Raw genomic sequence first — 22,495 nt, forward strand, 5'->3', positions numbered from 1 at the left:
GGCCCGCTCCGGTGATAGAGTCCGCCCGGCCGAGGTTCAGGGAGGTCACCATGGCGCTGGGCGTCGAACAGAGCGGTCGGCTCGCCCGACTGCTGACCGAGCAGGCCGACCGGCTGACCGAGCGCTGGACGGAACTCGTCACCGCCTCGCTGCGCGGCCGGCTCAGCCGGGCCGAACTGGCCGGGCAGGTTCGGGAGCTGCACCGCAGCATCGTCGACGCCGGGGAGAACGGGCTCACCGAGCTGGCCGACGAGCACGGTGGCGAGCTGCGCGCGGTGCTGGCCGAGCTGTCCGCGGGGCGGGCCCGGCAGGGCTTCAGCGCCACCGAGACCGCGATCAGCGTCTACGCGCTGAAGGACGCCCTGCTGGAGCTGATGGAGGAGAGCCAGGGCACCGAGACCCTCCGCGACTTCGTGGCCTTCTCCGCCCTGATCGACCAGATGGGGCTGTTCACCTTCGAGAGCTACGTCCGTGCCCGGGAGAGCCTCATCGCCGACCAGGCGGAGCAGCTTCTCGAGCTGTCCACCCCGGTGGTGAAGCTCTGGGAGGGCGTGGTCGCCGTCCCGCTGGTCGGCACGCTCGACTCGGCCCGCGCCCAGGTGGTGATGGAACGGCTGCTCCAGGCCCTGGTCGACACCGGCTCGCCGTACGCGATCATCGACATCACCGGTGTGCCGGCGGTGGACACCCAGGTCGCCCAGCACATCCTCAAGACCGTGGTGGCCGCCCGGCTGATGGGCGCGGACTGCATCATCTCCGGCATCCGGCCGCAGATCGCCCAGACCATCGTCGCGCTCGGCATCGAGTTCGGCGACATCGCCACCAAGGCGAGCCTGGCCGACGCGCTGCGCCACGTGCTGCGGCTGTCCGGCGTCGAGACCGCCACCCGCCGCCCGCGCCGGGAGTCCTGATGGAACGGGTGCCGATCCTCAAGATCGGTGACATCCTGCTGGTCTCCATCCAGGTCGACATGTCCGACCAGACGGCGATGCAGCTCCAGGAGGACCTCGCCGAGCGGATCGTCGCCACCGGCTGCCACGGCGTGATCATCGACATCACGGCGCTGGACATCGTCGACTCGTTCGTCGGCCGGATGCTCTCCACCATCGCGTCCATCTCCAAGGTGCTGGACGCCGAGACCGTGGTGGTCGGGATGCGTCCCGCCGTCGCCATCACCCTGGTCGAACTGGGGCTGTCGCTCAGCGGCATCCGCACCGCGTTGAACGTGGAGCGCGGCATGGAGCTGATCGCGGCGGCCCGCGCCGACGAGTGGGACGAGGCCGACGGCGACGAGGACGCCGAGACGACGGCCACGGCATGACCGCCGGCGTCGACCTGGGTGTGCCGGCGACCCAGGCGATCCGTAGCGACGAGGACGTGGTCCGGGTCCGGCAGCTCGTGCGTACCACCGCGGTAGCGGTCAGGCTCTCGCTGGTCGACCAGACCAAACTGGTCACCGCCGCCAGCGAGCTGGCCCGCAACACACTGATCTACGGCGGCGGGGGCACCGCCGAGGTGACCACGGTCGACGACGGCCGTCGACGCGGCGTACGCGTCGTCTTCGCCGACGACGGGCCGGGCATCCCCGACCTCGACCTCGCGTTCACCGACGGCTACACCACCGGCAGCGGGCTCGGCCTGGGGCTCAGCGGCGCCCGCCGGCTGGTCGACGACTTCGACATCCGGACCGCCGCGGGCGAGGGCACCCGGATCACCGTCACCAAGTGGTCCCGATGACCGCGGACGTGGTCTCCGACCACGGCCTCTGGTTCCGGGTGGAGAACGGCGGCACGACCAGCGGCGTACGCCGGGCGGCGGAGCGCCTCGGCCGGCAGCTGGAGCTCAGCGAGCGACGGATCGCCGACCTGGCCATCGTCACCGCCGAACTCGCCAGCAACCTGGCCAAGCACGCCCACGAGGGGACACTGCTGCTCCGGCCGGTACGCCGGGGCGGCCGGGCCGGAGTGGAAGCGGTGGCCGTCGACGCCGGCCCGGGCATGCCGGACCTCGCCCTCTCCTCGGTGGACGGGCACTCCACCACCGGCACGCTGGGGATCGGCCTCGGCGCGATCGTCCGGCAGGCGAGCTGGTTCGACGGATACTCGCTGCCCGGACGGGGCACCGTGCTGGCCGTACAGGTCTGGGACGGGCCGCCGCCGGAGCCGGACTGGGCCGCCGGGCTGACCCGGCCGATCACCGGCGAGCAGGTCAGCGGCGACGGGTACGCCGTCCGGGTCGTCGACGGCCGGCGGCAGGTGCTGGTCTGTGACGGCCTCGGGCACGGGCCGCTGGCCGCGATCGCCACCGAGGCGGCGGTCACCGCGTTCCGGGCCGCCCCGGCCGGGCCGCCGGCCACCGTGGTCCAGCACCTGCACCGCGCCATCTCGCACACCCGCGGCGCCGCGCTGGCCGTGGCCGAGCCGGACCCCGCGTCAGGCTTGCTCCGGTACGCCGGACTGGGCAACATCGCAGCCATGATCGTGGTGGCGGGCGAACGGCGGCGGGGCCTGGTCTCGCTGCCCGGCATCGCCGGTCACCAGCGTCCCGGGGTGCGGGAGTACGACTACCCCTTCCCGCCCGGGGCGACGCTGGTCATGCACAGCGACGGCGTGGTCGACCGCTGGGACCTGGCCGACCATCCCGGCCTCGCCCGGCGTTCGCCGCTGGTGGCCGCCGCGGTGCTGCTCGGCGAGGCCGGCATCCGCCGCGACGACGCCTGCGTCCTGGTCGCCCGGGCGCTGCCGTGACCGGGCCCACCGCGCCGGACCCCCTGCTCCAGCTCGCGCTGCGGGTGGAGCAGGACATCTTCCTGGTCCGGCAGCGCGGCCGGGAGGTCGCCGCCGCCGTCGGGCTGGAGCACCAGGACCAGGTACGCCTCGCCACCGCGCTCAGCGAGGTGGCCCGGGACCTGTTGCACACGGTCGACGGCGCGGACGTCACCTTCGCGGTCGACGTCGACGCCGCCACCGGCCGACCGGTGCTCCGGGTCGACCTGGCTCCGGCCCGTCCGTTGCCCGACGGCCGGTACGAACCTCAGTCCGGCGCGGTGGCCCGTCTGGTGGATGTGCTGGCCGTGGTGGCGGACGAGGGGGATACCGTCGTGAGGATGTCCCGACGTGTCCCGGCCCATGCGCCGGCGTTGCCGCCGGAGCGCCTCGCCCAACTCCGTGACGAGCTGGCCAGCAGTGCCCCGGGCACCGCCCTCGACGAGCTGGCCGCGCAGAACACGCAGCTCATCGCCGCCCTCGACGAGGTACGCAGCCACCGCGACGAGCTGGAGGTGCTCAACGCCGAACTCCAGGAGACCAACCGGGGCGTGATGGCGCTCTACAACCAGCTCACCGAGGAACTGGAGGCGACCAACCGGGGGGTGGTGGCCCTCTACGCCGAGCTGGACGAGAAGTCCGCCCAGCTCCGTGCGGCCAGCGAGTCGAAGAGCCGGTTCCTGGCCAACGTGAGTCACGAGCTGCGCGCCCCGGTCACCGCGATCATCGGGCTGGCCCGGCTGCTCGCCGACCCCGCCTCCGATCCGCTCACCGCCGAGCAGGCCCGGCAGGTCGGGCTGATCCGTTCCTCGGCCGGCGATCTGCTCTCCCTGGTCAACGAACTGCTCGACCTGGCCAAGGCCGAGTCGGGCCGGATCGAGCCGAACTGGGCGGAGGTGGACCTGCGGGCGGTCTTCGGGCAGCTCCGGGGCACGCTGCGGGCGCTGGCCACCCGGCCCGAGGTCGAGCTGGTGGTGGCGGAGCCGCCCGCCCCGGCCACCCTCCGCTCCGACGAGGTGCTGCTCGCCCAGGTGCTGCGCAACCTGCTGCACAACGGGCTCAAGTTCACCGAGCGGGGCGAGGTCCGGCTGCGGGCGGAACGGCGGGACGACTCGTGGCGGCTGTCGGTCTCCGACACCGGCGTCGGCATCCCGCCCGAGCTGCACGAGCGGGTGTTCGAGGAGTTCTACCAGGTGCCCGGGGCGACCCGGGTGGTCGGCACCGGCCTCGGCCTGCCGTACGCGCGCCGGCTGGTGAAGCTGCTCGGCGGGTCGCTGGAGCTGTCCAGCGAGCCCGGTCGGGGCAGCACCTTCACGGTGACCCTTCCCGAGGGCGGAGCGTGACGGTGGACGGCGGCGCGGCGACCGTACTGGTGGTCGACGACAGTCGTACCAAGCGGTATCTGCTGGTGAGCTGGCTGAACCGGGCCGGGTTCACGACCATCGAGGCGGAGAACGGCACCGAGGCGCTGGACCGGATGGCGGCCGGCCGGATCGACCTGGTGGTGCTCGACGTACGGCTGCCCGACATGAGCGGCTTCGAGGTCTGCGAGCGGATCAAGTCGGCGTACCCGGCCACTCCGGTGGTGCACGTCTCGGCGCACGCGGTGGACACGGTGGACCGGACCCAGGGGCTGACCCGGGGCGCGGACGCGTACCTGGCCGAGCCGATCGAGCCGGAGGAACTGGTCGCCACCGCCCACGCGGTGCTCCGCTACTACCAGGCCCGGCGCCGGGCCGAGCAGCTCGCCGAGCGGTTGGCCGCGCTGGCCGACGCCACCGTGCAGATGCACGCCGCGCCGAACTTCGGCCGGCTGTTGGAGGCGGCGGCGGCCGGCGCGGCGCGGATCTTCAAGAGCCCGGCGGCGGTGGTCGCGGAGACCTTCGACGGACACTGCCTGGCCGGGGTCGCCGCCGGGCCGGACGCGTCGCCGACGGTGGTGCCCTGGTCGGTCGACGACACGGGAGTGCCGATCGGCACCACGGTCCGGGTGGACGAACCGGGCAACTGGGATCTGGTCGGCTGGCCGGACGGGGACACCGTCACCGTGGCCGCCGCCCGGCTGCGCGAGGACCGGCCGCCGCTCTACGTGGCGGTGCCCACCGCCACCCAGACCGTGCGGACGCCGGTGCTGGTGCAGCTCGCCCAGGCCATCGCCTCGGCGGTGGAGGCCCAACGATCCTTCGACGAGGAGCACCGCATCGCGGTGACCCTCCAGCGCAGCCTGCTGCCCCGCCGGCTGCCCGAGGTCGCCGGCCTCGACCTGGCCGTCCGGTACGAGCCGGCGAGCGCCCGGACCGAGGTGGGTGGCGACTTCTACGAGCTGGTGATGCTCGACGGCCACCTGCTGATGGCGATCGGCGACGTGGCCGGGCACTCGCTGCACGCCGCCACCGTGATGGCCGAGCTGCGGCACGCGGTGCGGGCGTACGCGGTCGAGGGGCACCCGCCGGGGGTGATCCTGGACCGGGTCAACGAACTGATGCGTACCCTGCTGCCGAACGAGCTGGCCACGATCTGTGTGCTGCTGCTCGACCCGGGCAGCGGGCTGGTCCGGCTGGCCAGCGCGGGGCACCTGCCGGCGCTGCTCAGCGAGGCGGGACGGGTGCGGTACGTGCAGCAGATCGCTCCGCTGCTCGGGGTCCGCGCGCCCCGCCCGCCGGACCTGGAGTTCGTGCTGCCGGCCGGGGCGACGCTGGTTCTCTACACCGACGGCCTGATCGAGCGCCGGGACGCCACCATCGACGAGGGGATGGCGGCGTTGGGCGCGGTCGCCGTGCGGGTGGATGACGACCTCGACCGGTTCTGCCAGCGGCTGCTGGACGAGCTGGCGCCGCCGGAGATCAACGACGACGTCGCGGTGGTCGCCGTCCGGCGCCGCTGACCCGGCCGTCACCCGCCGTCCCGGTTGGCCAGCGAGCGGGCGTACGCGGCGGGGGAGACCCCGGCGACCGCGGTGAACGCGCGGACCAGGTGCGCCTGGTCCGCGTACCCGAGGTCGGCGGCGACCCGCGACCAGTCCACCGGCCCGGCGGCGGCCTGCTCGATGGCCTCCTGGAGCCGGTATCGCTGGATCACCCACTTGGGGCCGACCCCGACGTGGTCCAGGAAGAGCCGCTGGAGCCGCCGGGTCGAGACGGCGTGCCGCCGGGCGAAGTCGTCGACCCGCAGGATGCTCCGGTCGGCGCGGATCTCCTCGACCAGCGCGGTGGCCTCGGCGGCGAGCGGGTCCGGCACCGGCCCCCAAGCGGTGAGCAGGTCGTCCAACCGGCGGCACCGGTTGTCGTCGCTACCCGGGCAGACCGGCCCGACGGCGAACGGGTCGGCGGTTGCCGCGCCGGCGGGCGGTGGCCCGGCGGCCAGGGAACGGCGCTGCCCGGTCAGTTCGGCCACCGGCCGGCGCCAGAACGGGCGGAAGCCACCCGGGCGGAACTGCACCCCGGTGGCCCGGCCGACGCCGTGCAGCAGCGCCCAGTCGACCAGCCAGTGGTGCTCGACGTACGGGCGCAGCGCCGGGGCGGGCAGCCGACGGCGGAAGCGGACCTGCCGCCGCAGCCGGCCGGGGTCGAGGATGCCCCGGCTGTCCCGCCGCGGTTCGTGTCGCATTTTTTCAAGACCACCCTCATACGCTGGCCGTATGACCACGAAGACTAGTGAGCTGCTGGCCGTCGCCGCGCCCCGAACGGTGGCGGTGGTCCGGGGCATCTCCGACGACCAGCTCGACCTGCCCACCCCGTGCCCCGAGTACACGGTGCGCGGCCTGCTCAACCATCTTTTCGACGTGGTGGTCAACTTCCAGGAGTTGGCCCGCCGGGGAGAGGTCGACTGGTCGGGCAAGACCGACCACGTGACCGAGGGCTGGCGGGACCGGTTCGCGGCGGAGACCGTACGCCTGATCGAGGCGTGGTCGGATCCGGCGGCCCTGGCGGGCGTCTCGCCCGGCATGGGGCTGCCGCAGGAGACGGTCGGCGACATGGCCCTGGCCGACCTCACCGTGCACGGCTGGGACCTGGCCCGGGCCACCGGGCAGCCCGGCGTGCAGGCCGAGCCGGCGGTGCTGGCGGCGCTGCACGGATTCATGGACCGGATGGGGGAGACCGGCCAGCGGATGGGTGCCTTCGGTGAACCGGTGCCCATCGCGCCGGACGCCGCCGAGCTGGACCGTCTCCTCGGCCGGACCGGCCGGGATCCGGCCTGGACGCCCTGACACCTCGGCCCGCGTGGCGCCACGCCGCGCGGGCCGCTCTTGACACCGCTATTCGCTGAGTGAATAGTGGCGAGGTGTCCACTCAGCACGTCCTGCTCGGGTTGCTCGCCGGCGGTGCCCGGCACGGCTACGAGCTGAAGCGCGCCCACGACGAGCGGCTGCCCCAGGCCCGCCCGCTCGCCTTCGGGCAGGTCTACGCGACCCTTGGCCGGCTCCAGCGGGACGGCCTGGTGGTCCCGGCCGGCCAGGGGCGCGAGGGCGGCCCGGACCGCACGGCGTACGCGCTGACCGAGGAGGGACGGGTCGCGCTCGACCGGTGGCTCGCCACCGTCGAGCCACCCATGCCGCACGTGGCGAGCACCCTCTTCGCCAAGGTGGTGGTCGCGCTGGTGGTCGCCGACGCCGACCGAGCCCGGTCCTACCTCATCGCCCAGCGCCGGGCGCACACCGAGCGGCTCCGCGAACTGACCGCGCTGAAGGCCGCCCCCTCGGCCAGCCTCGACGACGTGATCGCGGCCGACTACGCCATCAACCATCTCGACGCCGACCTGCGGTGGCTGCACACCACCCTGGACCGGGTCGCCGACTGGCACCGGGAGGTGCACTCGTGACACATCTGGAGGCCCGCGGCATGGTCAAGGCGTACGGCAGGACGCCCGCCCTGCGCGGCGTGACGCTCGACGTGGCGGAGGGCGAGATCGTCGCCGTCACCGGGCCGAGCGGTTGCGGCAAGTCCACCCTGCTGCACTGCCTCGCCGGCATCCTGCGCCCCGACGCCGGGCAGGTCACCTGGCGGGGGGAGCGGATCGACACCTGGTCGGAGGCGGCCCGGTCCCGGTTGCGCCGCACCGAGTTCGGGGTGCTCTTCCAGTTCGGCCAGCTCGTCGCCGAGCTGACCGCGGCGGAGAACGTCGCCCTTCCGCTCCTGCTCGCCGGCACGGGGCGGCGAGAGGCGCGGGCGGCGGCGCTGACCTGGCTGGAGCGGCTGGGCGTGGCCGAGGTGGCCGACGTCCGGCCGGGCGAGATGTCCGGCGGGCAGCAGCAGCGCTGCGCCACCGCCCGGGCGTTGGTCACCGAGCCCCGGGTGCTCTTCGCCGACGAGCCGACCGGCGCGCTGGACACGCTCACCGGCGAGCAGGTGCTCACCCAACTGGTCCGGCTCGCCCGTGATCAGCACACCACCGTCGTGCTGATCACCCACGAGCCGCGCATCGCCGCGTACGCCGATCGCGAGGTGACGCTGCGCGACGGGGCGGTGGACCACTCGGGGCTGGGCCTGCACGCGCCGGTGCCGGGCGGCCCCCGGTGAGGCCGGCCGCGATGCTCCGGCTCGCGCTGGCCGGCACCCGCACCGACCTGGCCCGGGTGACGCTGACCGCGCTGAGCGCCGCGCTGGCCGCGCTGGCCGCCCTGGCCGCGCTGACCGTGCTGGCCATCCCGACGCCGCCGGCCACCGCCGACAACGGAAGCCGCTGGTCGCACCAGTACGCCAACCAGCTGCTGGTCGAGCCGGGGCTGCGCGGTGGCACCGCGTTCGCCCTTTTGCTGCTGGCCATCCCGGTGCTGGGGCTGGCCGGGCAGTGCGCCCGGCTCGGCGCCCCGTCCCGGGATCGGCGGCTGGCCGCGTTCCGCCTGGCCGGGGCGACCCCTGGCCAGGTCACCCGGGTCGCCATGGTGGAGACCGGGCTGGCGACCCTGCTCGGCACGCTGGCCGGCCTGGGCCTCTACCTGGCCGGCCACCGGCTGCTGCACCGACCCGACGAGCGCGGTCGGCTGCCGTTGCCCACCGACGTCTACCCGTCGACCGTCGCGGTGGCGGCGCTGGTGTTCGGCCTGCCGGTGGTCGCCGCGCTGGCCACCGCGCTGATGCTCCGCCGGGTGGCGACCACTCCGTTCGGTGTGGTCCGGAAGGTGCGGACCCGGGGTCCCTGGCCCTGGCCCGGCCTGCTGATCGTTGTGGGGCTGGCCGCCTTCGCCGCCTTCCGACCGGTGGGCGTCTGGTATGACCAGCGGCACAGCCAGCCGCCGCTCTGGCTGCTGCCGACGCTGCTGGTCGGCGGCGGGCTGGCTGCCATGATCGGCGTGGTCACCGGCACCGGCTGGATCTCGCACACCGCCGGTCGCCTGCTGCACCGGTACGCCCGGCGACCCGCCGCCCTGCTCGGCGCGCGGCGGCTGATGGCCGATCCGTGGGCGGGCAGCCGGACCTTCGCCGCGCTTCTCGCCGCGCTCATCTTCGGGGCCGGGGCCGCCGGGTACCGCGCCTACTTCACCGCGATGGCGGAACTCGGTGGCCGGACCGGAGCCGAACTGAGCACTTCGGACGACTTCTACCTCGGCACCATGGATCTGATCGACCTGGCGGTGTCGGTGTCGGTGGCGATCGCGGCCGGCGGGCTGCTGGTCGCCCTGGTGGAGGGGATCATTGCCCGCCGCCGCCAGTACGCGGCGCTGGTGGCGACCGGGGTGTCGCGCGGCGCGCTCGGGCGGTCCATCCTCTGGCAGTCGCTCGCGCCGGCGGTGCCCGCGATCGCCGTCGCCCTGGCCGTCGGTCTGCTGCTCGTCCGGGGCGCGCTCGGCGCACCGAGCAGTGGGAGCGTCTCGCGAGAAATCTGTGACGCGGGTGTCACCCTCTGCTCCGACCCGGCGACGGCCGCCAAATACACCCGCACGGAGTGGGTCCCGGAGACAACCGTGGTTCCGGACGTACCGGTGGAGCAGTTGGCGTGGCTCGCGGGCGGCGCCCTGGTCGCGGTGCTGGCCACCGTCGGCGTCGGCCTGCTCTTCCTGCGGTCCAGCACGGCGGTGGAGGAACTGCGGACGACCTGACCTGACGCGGCGGTGGGCTCAATGGCCGCCGAAGAGGCCGGCGGACCAGGAGACCGCCAGACCGATCACCACCGAGCAGCAGCAGACGAGCAGGGCGGCGGCGACCACCGCGAGGATCACCCAGGTCGGCCCGCGCCGGGCCGCCCCGGCCGGCTTCCCCTCCTCGGCCTCGCTCACCCGGGCAGTCTAGGCGCCCTGATGGTGATCTTGGTGAGCGCCGGGGCAGCGGACTGTCGCGACAGCGGGGCAGGATGGGGCGATGGAGCTGATCTCGATCGAGGACGTCCGCGCCGCCGCCGCCGACATCGTCGGAACCGTCGTGCGTACCCCGCTGCTGCCCGTGCCGTGGGACGACGAGCTGTGGGTCAAGCCGGAGAGTCTGCAACCGGTCGGATCGTTCAAGCTGCGCGGGGCGACCCACGCGGTGGCCCGGCTCGACCCGGCCGTCCGGTCCCGGGGCGTGGTGACCCACTCGTCGGGCAACCACGGGCAGGCCCTCGCGTACGCGGCCCAGGCGGCCGGCGTCCCCTGCACGGTGGTTGTCCCCGAGGGGGCGCCGCAGGTCAAGGTGGACCGGATCCGGGCGTTCGGCGCCGAGGTGGTGCTGGTCCCGCCGGCCCGCCGGCTGCCCGAGGCGGAGCGGGTCGCCGCCGAGACCGGGGCCACCCTGGTGCCGCCCTTCGACGACCCGCGGATCATCGCCGGGCAGGGCACCATCGGGCTGGAGATCCTCGCCGACCTGCCCGACCTGGACGTGGTGCTGGTGCCGGTCGGCGGGGGCGGGCTCTCCTCGGGGGTCGCCACCGCGGTGAAGGCACTGCGCCCGTCGGCCGCCGTGATCGGGGTGGAGCCGGCGCTGGCCGCCGACGCCCGGGACTCCCTCGCCGCCGGCGAGGTGGTGGTCTGGGACGTCGAGCGGACCTACCGGACCAGCGCGGACGGACTGCGGACCAACCTGTCCGCGCTGACCCTGGCCCACCTGCGGGAACGTCTCGACGGCATCGTCACGGTCACCGAGGAGGAGATCACGGCGGCGATGGGTCGGCTGGCCCGCGAGGCCCGGCTGGTGGTCGAGCCGAGCGGTGCCGTGGCGGTCGCGGCCCACCTGTTCCACCGGGACGAGCTGCCGTCGGGGCGTACCGCCGCGGTGGTCACCGGCGGCAACGTCGATCCGGCACGGCTCGCGTCGGTGCTCGCCGGCTGAGCCTCGGGCGGGCCCCCGCGATCCGGCGGGGGCCCGACCCGGTCAGGCGCGGTGCAGGCGGTCGAGGATCCAGGCGTTGATGAACGCCTCCTCGCGCCAGGCGTCGTAGCGACCGCTCGGGCCGCCGTGGCCGGCGCCCATCTCGGTCTTGAGCAGGTAGTCGCCCTGCGGCGCGACGGCCCGCAGCCGGGCGATCCACTTGGCCGGCTCGTGGTAGAGCACCCGGGTGTCGTTCAGGCTGGTCACCGCGAGGATCGCCGGGTAGTCGACCGGGGCCACGTTCTCGTACGGGGTGTACGACTTCACGTACGCGTACACCTCGGGGTCGTCGAGCGGGTTGCCCCACTCCTCCCACTCGGTGACGGTGAGCGGCAGCGACGGGTCGAGGATCGAGGTGAGCGCGTCCACGAAGGGCACCTGCGCGACGATCCCGGTGAACGCGTCCGGGGCGAGGTTGGCCACCGCGCCCATCAGCAGGCCGCCGGCCGACGCGCCCCGGGCAACGAGCCGGTCGCCGGCCGTCCAACCGGCCTTGACCAGGTGCCGGGCGCAGGCCACGAAGTCGGTGAAGGTGTTCCGCTTGGCGAGCAGCTTGCCCTGCTCGTACCAGCGCCGGCCCAGTTCGCCGCCGCCGCGGATGTGCGCGACGGCGAAGACGACGCCCCGGTCGAGCAGGCTGAGTCGGGCGATCGAGAACCAGGGGTCCATGCTCGACTCGTACGAGCCGTAGCCGTAGATGACGCACGGGGCGGAACCGTCGCGCGGGGTGCCCTTCCGGCGGACCAGGGAGATCGGCACCTGGGTGCCGTCGTCGGCGAGCGCCCAGTCCCGGTGCTGCTCGTAGTCGGCCGGGTCGTACGGCCGCCCGTCCGGCCCCGGGCGGACCGGTTTCTGCTTGCGTAGCACCATCTGCCGGTTGACCAGGTCGTAGTCGTAGATCGAGTCCGGGGTGACCAGCGACGTGTAGCGCAGCCGCACCTCGTTGGTGCGGTACTCCGGGTTGGCGTCCAATCCGACGCTGTAGATCGGCTCGGGGAAGTCGATGTCGTACGGGTCGCCGCCGCCGACGGGCAGCACCCGCAGCCCGGTCAGCCCGTTGCTGCGCAGCGAGACGACCAGGTGGTTCTCGAACGCGTCGACCGCCTCCAGCCGGGTGCCCGGCGAGTGCTCGATCAGCGGCGTCCAGTCGCCGGGCGTGTCCGCCGAGGTGAAGGCCAGCGCGAAGTCCTCCGCGCCGTCGTTGTGCAGGATCAGGAACCGGTGTCCGTGGTGCTCCACCGAGTATTCGACGCCCTGCCGGCGCGGGGCGACGATCGCCGGTTCGCCGGTGGGGTTGGCGGCCGGGATGACCCGTACCTCGCTGGTGATCTTGCTGTGGATGTCGATGACCACGAACCGCTCGGAGCGGGTCAGCTCGACGCCCACCCAGAACCGCTCGTCGTCCTCCTGGTGGACCACCACGTCCTCGCTCGACGGGGTGCCGACCGCGTGCCGCCAGACCCGGTTCGGCCGCCAGGCGTCGTCCACGGTGACGTAGAAGAGCGCCGAGGCGTCGGTGGACCAGGCGGTGCCGTAGAAGGTGTCCGAGATCTCGTCGGGCAGCACCTCGCCGGTGTTCAGGTCCTTGACCCGCAGGGTGAACCGCTCGTCGCCGGTGAAGTCCGTCGAGTAGGCCAGCCAGCGCCCGTCCGGGCTGACGTCGAACGCGCCGAGGGCGAAGAAGTCGTGCCCCTCGGCGAGCAGGTTGCCGTCGAGCAGCACCTCCTCGCCGTCCAGCGGGGCGCCGTCGGCGCTGATCGGGGGCGCGGTCTCGCCGTCCCGGACGGCCCGGCGGCACTGCACGCCGTACTGCTGGCCCTCGACCGTGCGGGTGTAGTACCAGTAGCCGTCCTTGCGGGTGGGCACCGACAGGTCGGTCTCCTGGGTGCGCCGGCGGGTCTCCTCGAACAGCTCGGCGCGCAGCCCCTCCAGGTGCGCGGTGCGCGTCTCGGCGTACGCGTTCTCCGCGGTCAGGTGGGCGATCGTCGCGGGGTCGTCCTTGGCGGCGAGCCAGGCGTACTCGTCGACGACGGTGTCGCCGTGGTGGGTGCGCTCGGTCGGGACGCGCTTGGCGACGGGTACGGGTGTGGTGGTCACGGCGTCACGTTACCGGCCGGGCACGCGCCGCCGGGCGGGCGTGCCGCGGGATTCACCGAACCACCGCCGGACGCTTTCGAACATGTGTACGATGACCGCCATGGCGGCTGCAGCGAGTTCCACCGATCGACCCGGAGCCCTGGAGATCACCCGGCGACTGGCGGGGATCTGCGGCTCGCCGTTCGCCCGGTTCGCCGGGCCGGCCGACGAGGTGGCCGGGCGGACGGCCCGCTGGGTGGCGGTGCCGGGCGGCCCGCGCGCCGCCGCCGAGGTGCTGCGGCTCGCCGCCGCGCACGACCTCACGGTGGTGCCGCGCGGCGCCGGCACGAAGATCGACTGGGGGGCCGCCCCGGCGCAGGTCGACATCATGCTCGACACCGGCCGGCTCGCCGGGGTCTGGCACGAGCCGCAGGGCTCCCCGGTGGCCGAGATCGGCGCCGGCACCCCACTGCGGGCGGTGCAGGCGAGCCTGGGCCGCACCGGCCAGCGCCTCCCGGTCGACGCGCCGTCTCCCGGGGCGACCCTGGGCGGGGTGCTCGCCGCCGACGAGGCCGGCCCGCTCCGGCACCGGCACGGCACACCGTGCGCCCAACTCGTCGGGGTGCGCTACCTGGACGCCGAGGGTGAGCTGGTCAGCATCGGTGAGTCCGGCACCGCGCAGCTCGGCCGGGCGGCACCGGCGGGCGGGGGCGCGGCGGCGCTCTTCGGCCGGGCCGACCTGCCCGGGCTCGACGTCGCCCGGCTGCTCTGCGGCTCGCAGGGCGGCCTGGGGGTGCTCGTCTCGGCGACCATGCGGGTGCAGGCCGTGCCGGCCAGCCGGGTCTGGGTGTCCCGCCCGGTCTGGACCCCGTTGGAGGTCCACGACCTGGTCCGGGCCGTGCTCGCCGCCGGGCTCCAGCCGGCCGCCGTCGAGCTGGACCTGCCGGTGCCGGTGCCGTTGCCGCGCCGGCGGGTGCATCCGTCGCACCCGTCCGTGTTCCACCGGCCCGAGCATCCCGCGGTGACCGGGCGGTCCACCCGGCCGGCCGCGGCGGGCAGCCTGGTGGTGCTGCTGGAGGGCGGCCCGGCCGACGTCGCCGAGCGGGCCGAGCGGCTGGCGGCCCTGCTCGGCCCGGAGGCCACCGTCGGGCACGCGGCGCCGGAGTGGTGGGGGCGGTACCCGTTCGGCCCGGGCGACACCGCGTTGCGGATCGAGGTCCCGATCAACGACCTGCATGCGGCGGTCTACGCGCTGCGCGACGCCGCCGGCGCCCCGGTGCCGGTGCGCGGCTCGGCCGGCGTCGGGACGGTGCACGCGGCGCTGCCCGCCGCCCTGCCCGCCGACCGGGTGGCCTCGATCCTCGCCGCCGTCCGTGGGGTGCTGCTCGCCAGGCGCGGCCGCTGCGTGGTGGTGGCCGCCCCCACCCCGGTCCGCCGGGCCGTCGACCTCTGGGGCGAGCTGCCCACCCTGCCCGGCCTCCGGGCGGCGAAGGCCCACCTGGACCCGCACCAACGCCTGGCCCCCGGCCGCCTTCCCGGCGGCCTGTGACGGCCTTCCCGCCGGCCCGTGGCCGGCGGGCGTCACCACCAGGTCGGGCCGGCGGGCGTCACAGCAGGTCGTTGCGGAGGACCAGGATGGCGATGTCGTCGCGGGGGGCCTCCACCGAGAAGCCGATCGCCGTGGCGCGCAGCCGGGCGGCCACCACGTCCGCCGAGTAGCCGGCCAGCGGGGCCGCCGACCCGCGCAGCCGTTCGGTGCCGAAGAGTTCCCGGCCCCGCCGCCGCTCGGTCACCCCGTCGGTATAGAAGATCAGCGCGTCGCCCGGGTCGAGCGGGAAATCGGCCGTCGGGGTGGCGATCGAGTCGAGCAGCCCGAGCGCCGTACCGCCCGTGCCGACGAAGGCGGCTCCACCGCCGCCGTGCAGCAGCACCGGGCGGTCGTGCCCGGCCAGGTGCAGGGACACGTCGAGCTGGTCCCCGTCGCCCGGGCCGACCGCCGCCAGCGCCAGCGTGCAGTACCGGCCGCTGCCCCGCTCGACCAGCGTCTCGTTGAGCCGGACCAGCACCTCCGGCAGCGGCTTGCCGTCGCCGGCCAGCACCCGGATCACGTCCCGGACCAGCCCGGTCACCGCCGCCGCCTGCACCCCCTTGCCCGAGACGTCGCCGATCACCACCAGCCAGCGGCCGTCCGGCAGCGGCACCACGTCGTAGAAATCGCCGCCGACCTCGGCGTCGCCGCCGGTCGGGACGTACTCGGCGGCGAAGCCGATGCCCTCGACCACCGGGAGCACCGGCGGCAGCAGGGACTGCTGGAGCGTGTGAGCGACCCGCCGGCGCTCGGCGTGGATGCGGGCGTTCTCGATGGCGAGCGCGGCCCGCCGGGCCACGTCCTCCAGCACCGAGACCTCGTCCGGATCGTGCCGGTGCCCCTGGTGGCGGCCGACGGCCAGGGTGCCGAGCCGCTGCCCGCGGGCGATCAGCGGTACGGCGAACCCCTCCATCGGCCCGCTCAGCGGCACCTGCGCCGCGCTCCGCGACGCCTCGCGCAGCCGGGCCTGGATCGAGTCCGGCCCGGTCTCCTGGAGCACCCGGTGCAGCTGCGGCAGCACCGACTCGTCGGCGTGGCTGGACGCGGCGAGCCGCAGCCGGCCCCACTCGTCGGTGGTGTGCACCGCGCACCACTGGCCGAGCCGAGGCACCACCAGCTGCGGGATCAGCGCCATGGTCAGCTCGACGTCCAGGGACTGGGCGAGCAGCTCGCTCGCCTCGGCTAGAAAGGTCAGCCAGGTCGACCGGCGGATGTCCGCCCGGCGCAGCCGGTCGTTCTCCAGGTGCAGCGAGAGCCGCTCGGCGGCCAGCACCGCCAGCGGCCGGGCGTACGCCGAGGGCGCCGCGTCCAGCTCCAGCTCACCGGCGTACGGCCGGTGCACGGCGAGCGGTACCCGGAGCAGTTCGTTCCCCTCCCGGGGGTGCCGGCCGTACCGGGCGAGCAGCTGGCTGCCCTGGCCGTCGCCCCGGTCCAGCCGGACCACGCCGCCGGCCGCGCCCACCATCTCGGCGAGCCGGCTCAGCAGCCCGGTCGCGAACTCCGGCAGCGGGTCGTCCGCGTACGGGTCGGGGTTGGTCTGCATCAGCTCGCTCATCGCGGCGGCGCTCGGGGTGTCGTCCCCCGCCCCATCCGGGTCGGTGGCCGTCGCGGGCCGCTCGGCGGTGGCGGTACGGGCGGGGGGTGCCTCGTCGTGCCGGTCGAGCCGGAACCAGATGCCCTTGCCGGTGGGCAGGTAGGTGGTGCCCCACCGGCTGGCGAAGTGGTCGACCAGCAGCAGCCCGCGCCCGCGCTCGGCCACCTCGGTGATGTCGGAGCTGACGTTGCGTACGCCGACCATCAGCTCCTCGACGGGGCCGGCCGCGAAGTCGGTGACCGTGACGGTCAGTCCCCCGCTGTCCGCTTCGACCTCGATGTCCAGCTCGGTACGCGCGTGTTCCACGGCGTTGGTGGTGAGTTCGGTGGTGAGCAGCAGCGCCTCATCGAGCAGTTCGTCCAGGTTCGCCTCGGCGAGGACGGACCGGACCAGTGCTCGGGCCGCGGCCGGGGTACGCCGGTCCGCGGGGAGGCGGACCCGTCGGACGTGCTCGTCCGGGCCGCCGTTCCGCGCCGGCCCCGCCTCCGCTGACACCTTCGTATCCTCCACTGCCGTCGCCCCGGGTGCCAAACCCTCCGCCGATCGGCGCGGCTCCCGTGGGGAACGGAACGGCGGAACGGGCCGGCCGGGGGCGCCCTGGCGTGGCGCACGCTCGTCGGCCGGCACCTCGACGGGAGGCGGGCAGAATGGTGGGATGGCCGCGTGTCGGCACGAGCCAGACGGCCCCGAGCTGAGCGAGGAATGATGACCACGGCGAAACAATCGGTAGCCGCGGACCCGTCCGCTTCCGATCACGAGGTGCTCCTCGGCGAACTGGTGGAGGCGTTGCGTCAGGTGCGACGCGGCGACCTCAAGGTCCGGTTGCCCCGGCGGGCCGGCCTGGCCGGCGAGGTGGCCGACGCCTTCAACGACGTGGTGTCGCTCCAGGAGCGGCAGCATCTGGACCTGCGCCGGATCAGCCGGATCGTCGGCCGGGACGGTCGGCTCACCGAACGCCTCGACGACGAGGGCCTGGACGGCTCGTGGGTGGAGGGGCAGCGGGCGATCAACTCGCTGATCGACGACCTGGGCCGGCCGGCCACGGAGATCGCCCGGGTGATCGTGGCGGTGGCCGACGGCGACCTGTCCCAGCACATGGCGCTGGAGATCGACGGCCGCCCGCTGCGCGGTGAGTATCTGCGCATCGGCCGCACCGTCAACACCATGGTCGACCAGCTCTCGTCCTTCTCCAACGAGGTGACCCGGGTGGCCCGCGAGGTGGGCACCGAGGGCGAGCTGGGCGGCCAGGCCGACGTACGCGGGGCCGCCGGCACCTGGAAGGACCTCACCGACTCGGTCAACACCATGGCGTCGAACCTGACGTACCAGGTGCGGTCGATCTCGCAGGTGGCGGCGGCGGTGGCGACGGGTGACCTGTCGCAGAAGATCACCGTGTCGGCCAAGGGCGAGGTGGCCGAGTTGGCACACACCTTCAACTCGCTCACCGACACCCTGCGGCTCTTCGCCGAGCAGGTGACCCGGGTGGCCCGCGAGGTGGGTACGGAGGGCAAGCTGGGCGGCCAGGCGGAGGTGCCGAACGTCGCCGGCACCTGGAAGGACCTGACCGACAGCGTCAACTCGATGGCGTCGAACCTGACGTCGCAGGTGCGCAACATCGCCCAGGTCTCCACGGCGGTGGCCCGGGGCGACCTCTCCCAGAAGATCACGGTGGCCGCCCAGGGCGAGATCCTGGAGCTGAAGGACACCGTGAACACGATGGTGGATCAGCTGTCGTCGTTCGCGGACGAGGTGACCCGGGTGGCCCGGGAGGTGGGCATCGAGGGCAAGCTCGGCGGCCAGGCCCAGGTACGCGGCGTCTCCGGCACCTGGCGTGACCTCACCGAGAACGTCAACCAGCTCGCCGGCAACCTGACCAGCCAGGTACGCAACATCTCGCAGGTCTCGACGGCTGTGGCGAAGGGTGACCTGTCGCAGAAGATCACGGTGGACGCGCAGGGCGAGGTCCTGGAGCTGAAGAACACCGTGAACACGATGGTGGATCAGCTCTCGTCGTTCGCGGACGAGGTGACCCGGGTGGCCCGGGAGGTGGGCACCGAGGGCAAGCTGGGCGGTCAGGCGCAGGTGAAGGGGGTCTCGGGCACCTGGCGGGATCTGACCGACAACGTGAACTCGATGGCGTCGAACCTGACGTCGCAGGTGCGCAACATCGCCTCGGTGACCACCGCGGTGGCGAAGGGTGACCTGTCGCAGAAGATCACCGTCGACGCCCGAGGCGAGATTCTGGAGCTGAAGTCCACGGTCAACACGATGGTGGATCAGCTCTCCTCGTTCGCGGACGAGGTGACCCGGGTGGCCCGGGAGGTGGGCACCGAGGGCAAGCTCGGCGGCCAGGCCCAGGTACGCGGGGTCGCCGGCACCTGGCGGGATCTGACCGACAACGTGAACTCGATGGCGTCGAACCTGACCAGCCAGGTGCGGAACATCGCCCAGGTCTCGACGGCGGTGGCGAAGGGTGACCTGTCGCAGAAGATCACGGTGGACGCGCAGGGCGAGATCCTGGAGCTGAAGAACACCGTGAACACGATGGTGGATCAGCTCTCCTCGTTCGCGGACGAGGTGACCCGGGTGGCCCGCGAGGTGGGCACCGAGGGCAAGCTCGGCGGTCAGGCCCAGGTGAAGGGCGTCTCGGGCACCTGGCGGGACCTGACCGACAACGTGAACTCGATGGCGTCGAACCTGACGTCGCAGGTGCGCAACATCGCCTCGGTGACCACCGCCGTGGCCAAGGGCGACCTGGGCCAGAAGATCACGGTGGACGCGCAGGGCGAGATCCTGGAGCTGAAGAACACCGTGAACACGATGGTGGATCAGCTCTCCTCGTTCGCCGACGAGGTGACCCGGGTGGCCCGCGAGGTCGGCATCGAGGGCAAGCTCGGCGGTCAGGCGCAGGTGAAGGGGGTCTCGGGCACCTGGCGGGACCTGACCGAGAACGTCAACCAGCTCGCCTCGACGCTCACCACCCAGCTCCGCGCGATCGCCCAGGTCTCCACCTCGGTGACCCGGGGCGATCTGACCCAGCGGATCGCCGTCAAGGCGCAGGGCGAGGTCGCCGAGCTGAAGGACAACATCAACCAGATGATCGTCACCCTGCGGGAGACGACCAAGAAGAACGCCGAGCAGGGTTGGTTGGACTCCAACCTGGCCCGGATCGGCGGCCTGCTCCAGGGCCAGCGGGACCTCGGCGAGGTCTGCCGCATGATCATGATGGAGGTGACCCCGCTGGTCGACGCGCAGCTCGGCGCGTTCTTCCTGGTGGACAGCTCCGACGGGAGCATGCGGCTGCGGCTCACCGCCTCGTACGGGTACGTGGCGCGGGGTCACGACGTCACCTTCGGGCCGGGCGAGGGGCTGGTCGGGCAGGCTGCCCTGTCCCGGCGGACCATCCGGGTCAACACCCAGCCCGACGGGCGTCTGGTGCTGCGCTCCGGGCTCGCCGAGACGCCCCCGGCCGACCTGGTGGTGCTGCCCGTGCTGTTCGAGGGCGAACTGCTCGGCGTGATCGAGTTCGCCGGCGTGACCACCTTCTCCGAGTTGCACCTGTCGTTCCTGGAGCGGCTGGTCGGCACGATCGGCATCGCGGTCAACACCATCCAGGCCAACCGGCGTACGGAGGAGCTGCTGGCGCAGTCGCAGCGGCTGGCGCACGAGTTGCAGGAGCAGTCGGCGGAACTCCAGCGCACCAACGCCGAGCTGGAGGACAAGGCCAAGCTGCTCTCGGAGCAGAAGACCAACATCGAGACCCAGAACCGGGAGATAGAGCTGGCCCGGCTCGGCCTGGAGGACAAGGCACAGCAGCTCACCCGGGCGTCGGCGTACAAGTCGGAGTTCCTGGCGAACATGAGCCACGAGCTGCGTACGCCGCTCAACTCGCTGCTGCTGCTGGCCCGGCTGCTCGCGGAGAATCCGGAGCAGAACCTCACGGCGAAGCAGATCGAGTTCGCCCGTACGATCCACAGCGCCGGCTCGGACCTGCTGTCTCTGATCGACGACATCCTCGACCTGTCCAAGATCGAGGCGGGTCGGATGGACGTCGAGCCGACCGAGGTCCGGTTCTCCGAGATCCGCGGCTACGTCGAGCAGGCGTTCGCGCCGCAGGCGGAGGAGAAGGGCCTCGATTTCCAGGTACGGATCAGCAAGGAGCTGCCGCCGGCGCTGGTCACCGACGCCCAGCGGTTGCAGCAGATCCTGCGCAACCTGCTCTCCAACGCGGTGAAGTTCACCGACAACGGGGCGGTGACGCTGCGTATCGCGCCGGCCGCCGAGAACGCGGTCTTCGACGTGCCGGCGCTGACCAACGCCCGGCGGGTCATCGCGTTCACGGTGATCGACACCGGCATCGGCGTCTCGGACGACAAGTTTTCGCTGATCTTCGAGGCGTTCCAGCAGGCCGACGGCACCACCAGCCGGCGGTACGGCGGCACGGGGCTGGGCCTGTCGATCAGCCGGGACCTGGCCCGCCTGCTCGGCGGCACGATCACCGTCACGTCGGCGCCCGGGCAGGGCTCGACCTTCACTCTCTTCGTACCGGATGTGCTGGCGCCGGACGCGGTGGTGGCGCCGGCGCCGCCCTCGCCGAGCCGCGCGGGCCTGCCGTCGTCGTTGCTCATGCCGCTGGAGTTGCCGCAGCCGCAGGAGACTCCGACGACCCGGCGGTTGGAGGGCGTGACGGTCCTGATCGTCGATGACGACGTCCGTAACGTCTTCGCGCTGACCTCAGCGTTGGAACTTCATGGGATGACCGTGTTGTACTCGGACAACGGGGCGGACGGTGTCCGCCAGCTCGCCGAGCATCCGGAGGTGGACATCGTGCTCATGGACGCGATGATGCCGGACCAGGACGGGTACGAGACGACCCGGCAGATCCGCCGTAACCATCGCTTCACGGACCTGCCGATCGTCTTCCTGACCGCGAAGGCGATGCCCGGTGACCGGGAGTCGGCGATCACGGCCGGCGGCAGCGACTACATCACCAAACCGGTGGACCTGGACGAGCTGATCGAGATGATGTCGTCCTGGATCGGCCGCAGCCGAGGCGAGGAGATCTCGTGACCCAGATGGCCAAGGCGCTGCTGGTGGACGACCGGCGGGAGAACCTCATGGCGCTGGAGGCGATCCTCCAGGGGCTTCCGGTGCAGTCGGTCGCGGTGGAGAGCGGCGAGGCGGCCTTGAAGCAGCTCCTGGTCGACGACTTCGCGGTGATCCTGCTCGACGCTCAGATGCCCGAGATGGACGGCTTCGAGACGGCCACCCACATCAAGCGGCGGGAGCGGACCCGGCACGTACCGATCATCTTCCTCACCGCGGCGGACCGGGACGCCCAACTCGCCCTGCGCGGCTACGCGGTCGGCGCGGTCGACTACCTGACCAAGCCGTTCGACCCCTGGGTGCTGCGGGCCAAGGTGTCGGTCTTCGTGGAGCTGTGGGTGAAGACCCGCCAACTCGCCGCCCAGTCGGACCTGGTGCGGGAGCGGGACACCCAGTGGCGGGTGCTCACCGAGGCGGTGGACGAGGCGACGGCGCTGCTGCGGGCCGACGACGGTCCGGAGTCCCGGGAGCGCGCGGTGGACCTCCTGGAGCAGGCCCGCTGGGGCAACCCGGCCTGATCTCTCAGTCGGCCCGGCTGCCGTGCCCGGTCGCGGCACGCCGGGCCCGCCACCGCTCGCCGAGGGCGTCGATCTCCTCCTGTACGAAGAGGAAGAAGTCCCGCATCTCGGACACCCGTTCGCCGGCCGGGGTGTCCCGCCCGAGCAGCGCGTCCACGCCGCCGTTGGCGATGTCGATGAAGTTCTTGTAGAGGCCGGTCTTGGTGATGGTGGCCTCGTACCAGGGGTTGTCCGGCATCCGGTAGCGGTCCCGCCGGGAGCCCTTGACCGGCTCGCGGACCAGCATGGCGAACTGGGTCAGATAGCGGACCGCGCCGGAGACGGCCGCGGCGCTGACCCCGAGCCGCTCGCCGATCTCGGCGGCGGTGAGCGGCTCGTCCGCGCTCATCACGGTGAACAGGACCCGGCCGGCCATCCGGGGAAAGCCGACGTCCGCGAAGGCCATCGCCATCCGCTCGACGAAGAGGTGGACCTCCTCCTCGTTCCGGGCCGGGCGGTGGTCGTCGAGCATCGGTGCTGACTCCTCGCGTTAAAAAGTCGTGAAAGTGATGGTGCCTCAACCAACACTA

The 22,495-nt window shown here is 73.1% G+C and carries 19 protein-coding genes; 14 read left to right on the plus strand and 5 right to left on the minus strand.

The genetic code is table 11. The features are described 5' to 3' along the window. Positions 1-50: 50 nt before the first annotated feature. The 6 genes from GA0070621_RS24745 to GA0070621_RS24770 are packed head-to-tail and all read left to right on the plus strand — an operon-like array spanning position 51 to position 5,649. Positions 51-911, plus strand: coding sequence for an STAS domain-containing protein (locus GA0070621_RS24745; RefSeq protein ID WP_091200232.1), 861 nt, complete (start codon positions 51-53; stop codon positions 909-911). Further along, positions 911-1,321 carry an STAS domain-containing protein gene (locus GA0070621_RS24750; protein WP_091200235.1) on the plus strand — a complete coding sequence of 137 codons (411 nt, stop codon included), beginning with the start codon at positions 911-913 and terminating at the stop codon, positions 1,319-1,321. The genes GA0070621_RS24745 and GA0070621_RS24750 overlap by 1 nt, the downstream gene beginning before the upstream one ends. Beyond that, on the plus strand, positions 1,318-1,737 hold the full coding sequence (locus tag GA0070621_RS24755) for an anti-sigma regulatory factor (protein ID WP_091200237.1): 420 nt from the start codon (positions 1,318-1,320) through the stop codon (positions 1,735-1,737). Before GA0070621_RS24750 ends, GA0070621_RS24755 begins: the two co-directional genes overlap by 4 nt. Beyond that, a complete protein-coding gene (locus tag GA0070621_RS24760; RefSeq protein WP_091202819.1) occupies positions 1,734-2,747 on the plus strand; it encodes an ATP-binding SpoIIE family protein phosphatase in 1,014 nt (337 codons plus the stop codon). The genes GA0070621_RS24755 and GA0070621_RS24760 overlap by 4 nt, the downstream gene beginning before the upstream one ends. Further along, entirely contained in the window at positions 2,744-4,108 is a 1,365-nt protein-coding gene (locus GA0070621_RS24765; protein ID WP_091200239.1) for an ATP-binding protein, read from the plus strand. The genes GA0070621_RS24760 and GA0070621_RS24765 overlap by 4 nt, the downstream gene beginning before the upstream one ends. Before the next feature lie 2 nt (positions 4,109-4,110). Beyond that, entirely contained in the window at positions 4,111-5,649 is a 1,539-nt protein-coding gene (locus tag GA0070621_RS24770; protein WP_091200241.1) for a SpoIIE family protein phosphatase, read from the plus strand. 8 nt (positions 5,650-5,657) lie between these two features. Here the strand turns inward: GA0070621_RS24770 and GA0070621_RS24775 are convergent, their stop codons facing one another. Next, on the minus strand, positions 5,658-6,371 hold the full coding sequence (locus tag GA0070621_RS24775) for a helix-turn-helix domain-containing protein (protein ID WP_091200243.1): 714 nt from the start codon (positions 6,369-6,371) through the stop codon (positions 5,658-5,660). Positions 6,372-6,402: 31 nt separating this feature from the next. Between GA0070621_RS24775 and GA0070621_RS24780 the strand changes: the two genes are divergently transcribed. The 4 genes from GA0070621_RS24780 (at position 6,403) to GA0070621_RS24795 (ending at position 9,801) form a co-directional block, all read left to right on the plus strand. Further along, positions 6,403-6,972 carry a TIGR03086 family metal-binding protein gene (locus tag GA0070621_RS24780; protein ID WP_091200245.1) on the plus strand — a complete coding sequence of 190 codons (570 nt, stop codon included), beginning with the start codon at positions 6,403-6,405 and terminating at the stop codon, positions 6,970-6,972. Between the two features lie 74 nt (positions 6,973-7,046). Beyond that, positions 7,047-7,583, plus strand: coding sequence for a PadR family transcriptional regulator (locus GA0070621_RS24785; RefSeq protein WP_091200247.1), 537 nt, complete (start codon positions 7,047-7,049; stop codon positions 7,581-7,583). Next, positions 7,580-8,281 (plus strand): ABC transporter ATP-binding protein, encoded by a 702-nt coding sequence (locus GA0070621_RS24790; protein ID WP_091200248.1) that lies wholly within the window; start codon positions 7,580-7,582, stop codon positions 8,279-8,281. Before GA0070621_RS24785 ends, GA0070621_RS24790 begins: the two co-directional genes overlap by 4 nt. 11 nt (positions 8,282-8,292) lie before the next feature. Further along, positions 8,293-9,801, plus strand: a complete 1,509-nt coding sequence (locus GA0070621_RS24795) for an FtsX-like permease family protein (RefSeq protein ID WP_167667305.1) — start codon at positions 8,293-8,295, stop codon at positions 9,799-9,801. Between the two features lie 18 nt (positions 9,802-9,819). On the opposite strand, the gene GA0070621_RS29640 is transcribed toward GA0070621_RS24795, so the two are convergent. Then, entirely contained in the window at positions 9,820-9,978 is a 159-nt protein-coding gene (locus GA0070621_RS29640) for a hypothetical protein (protein WP_157740041.1), read from the minus strand. Between the two features lie 82 nt (positions 9,979-10,060). Between GA0070621_RS29640 and GA0070621_RS24800 the strand changes: the two genes are divergently transcribed. After that, positions 10,061-11,005 (plus strand): threonine ammonia-lyase, encoded by a 945-nt coding sequence (locus GA0070621_RS24800; protein ID WP_091200252.1) that lies wholly within the window; start codon positions 10,061-10,063, stop codon positions 11,003-11,005. Positions 11,006-11,047: 42 nt separating this feature from the next. On the opposite strand, the gene GA0070621_RS24805 is transcribed toward GA0070621_RS24800, so the two are convergent. Next, entirely contained in the window at positions 11,048-13,141 is a 2,094-nt protein-coding gene (locus tag GA0070621_RS24805) for a S9 family peptidase (protein ID WP_091200253.1), read from the minus strand. A 100-nt stretch (positions 13,142-13,241) separates the two neighbouring features. Between GA0070621_RS24805 and GA0070621_RS24810 the strand changes: the two genes are divergently transcribed. Continuing rightward, positions 13,242-14,669, plus strand: a complete 1,428-nt coding sequence (locus GA0070621_RS24810; protein ID WP_167667307.1) for an FAD-binding oxidoreductase — start codon at positions 13,242-13,244, stop codon at positions 14,667-14,669. A gap of 58 nt (positions 14,670-14,727) precedes the next feature. On the opposite strand, the gene GA0070621_RS24815 is transcribed toward GA0070621_RS24810, so the two are convergent. Continuing rightward, a complete protein-coding gene (locus tag GA0070621_RS24815) occupies positions 14,728-16,797 on the minus strand; it encodes a SpoIIE family protein phosphatase (protein WP_091200257.1) in 2,070 nt (689 codons plus the stop codon). A gap of 210 nt (positions 16,798-17,007) precedes the next feature. On the opposite strand from GA0070621_RS24815, the gene GA0070621_RS24820 reads away from it, so the two are divergent. Both GA0070621_RS24820 and GA0070621_RS24825 read left to right on the plus strand, forming a co-directional pair. After that, entirely contained in the window at positions 17,008-21,372 is a 4,365-nt protein-coding gene (locus GA0070621_RS24820; RefSeq protein ID WP_091202821.1) for a hybrid sensor histidine kinase/response regulator, read from the plus strand. Beyond that, positions 21,369-21,926 carry a response regulator gene (locus GA0070621_RS24825; RefSeq protein WP_091200259.1) on the plus strand — a complete coding sequence of 186 codons (558 nt, stop codon included), beginning with the start codon at positions 21,369-21,371 and terminating at the stop codon, positions 21,924-21,926. The genes GA0070621_RS24820 and GA0070621_RS24825 overlap by 4 nt, the downstream gene beginning before the upstream one ends. A gap of 4 nt (positions 21,927-21,930) precedes the next feature. Here GA0070621_RS24825 and GA0070621_RS24830 read toward each other — a convergent pair whose 3' ends face one another. Continuing rightward, complete coding sequence (locus GA0070621_RS24830) at positions 21,931-22,437, minus strand: GbsR/MarR family transcriptional regulator (RefSeq protein ID WP_091200260.1); 507 nt, start codon at positions 22,435-22,437, stop codon at positions 21,931-21,933. Positions 22,438-22,495: the final 58 nt, after the last annotated feature.

The organism is Micromonospora narathiwatensis, assembly GCF_900089605.1.
Taxonomy (GTDB): domain Bacteria; phylum Actinomycetota; class Actinomycetes; order Mycobacteriales; family Micromonosporaceae; genus Micromonospora; species Micromonospora narathiwatensis.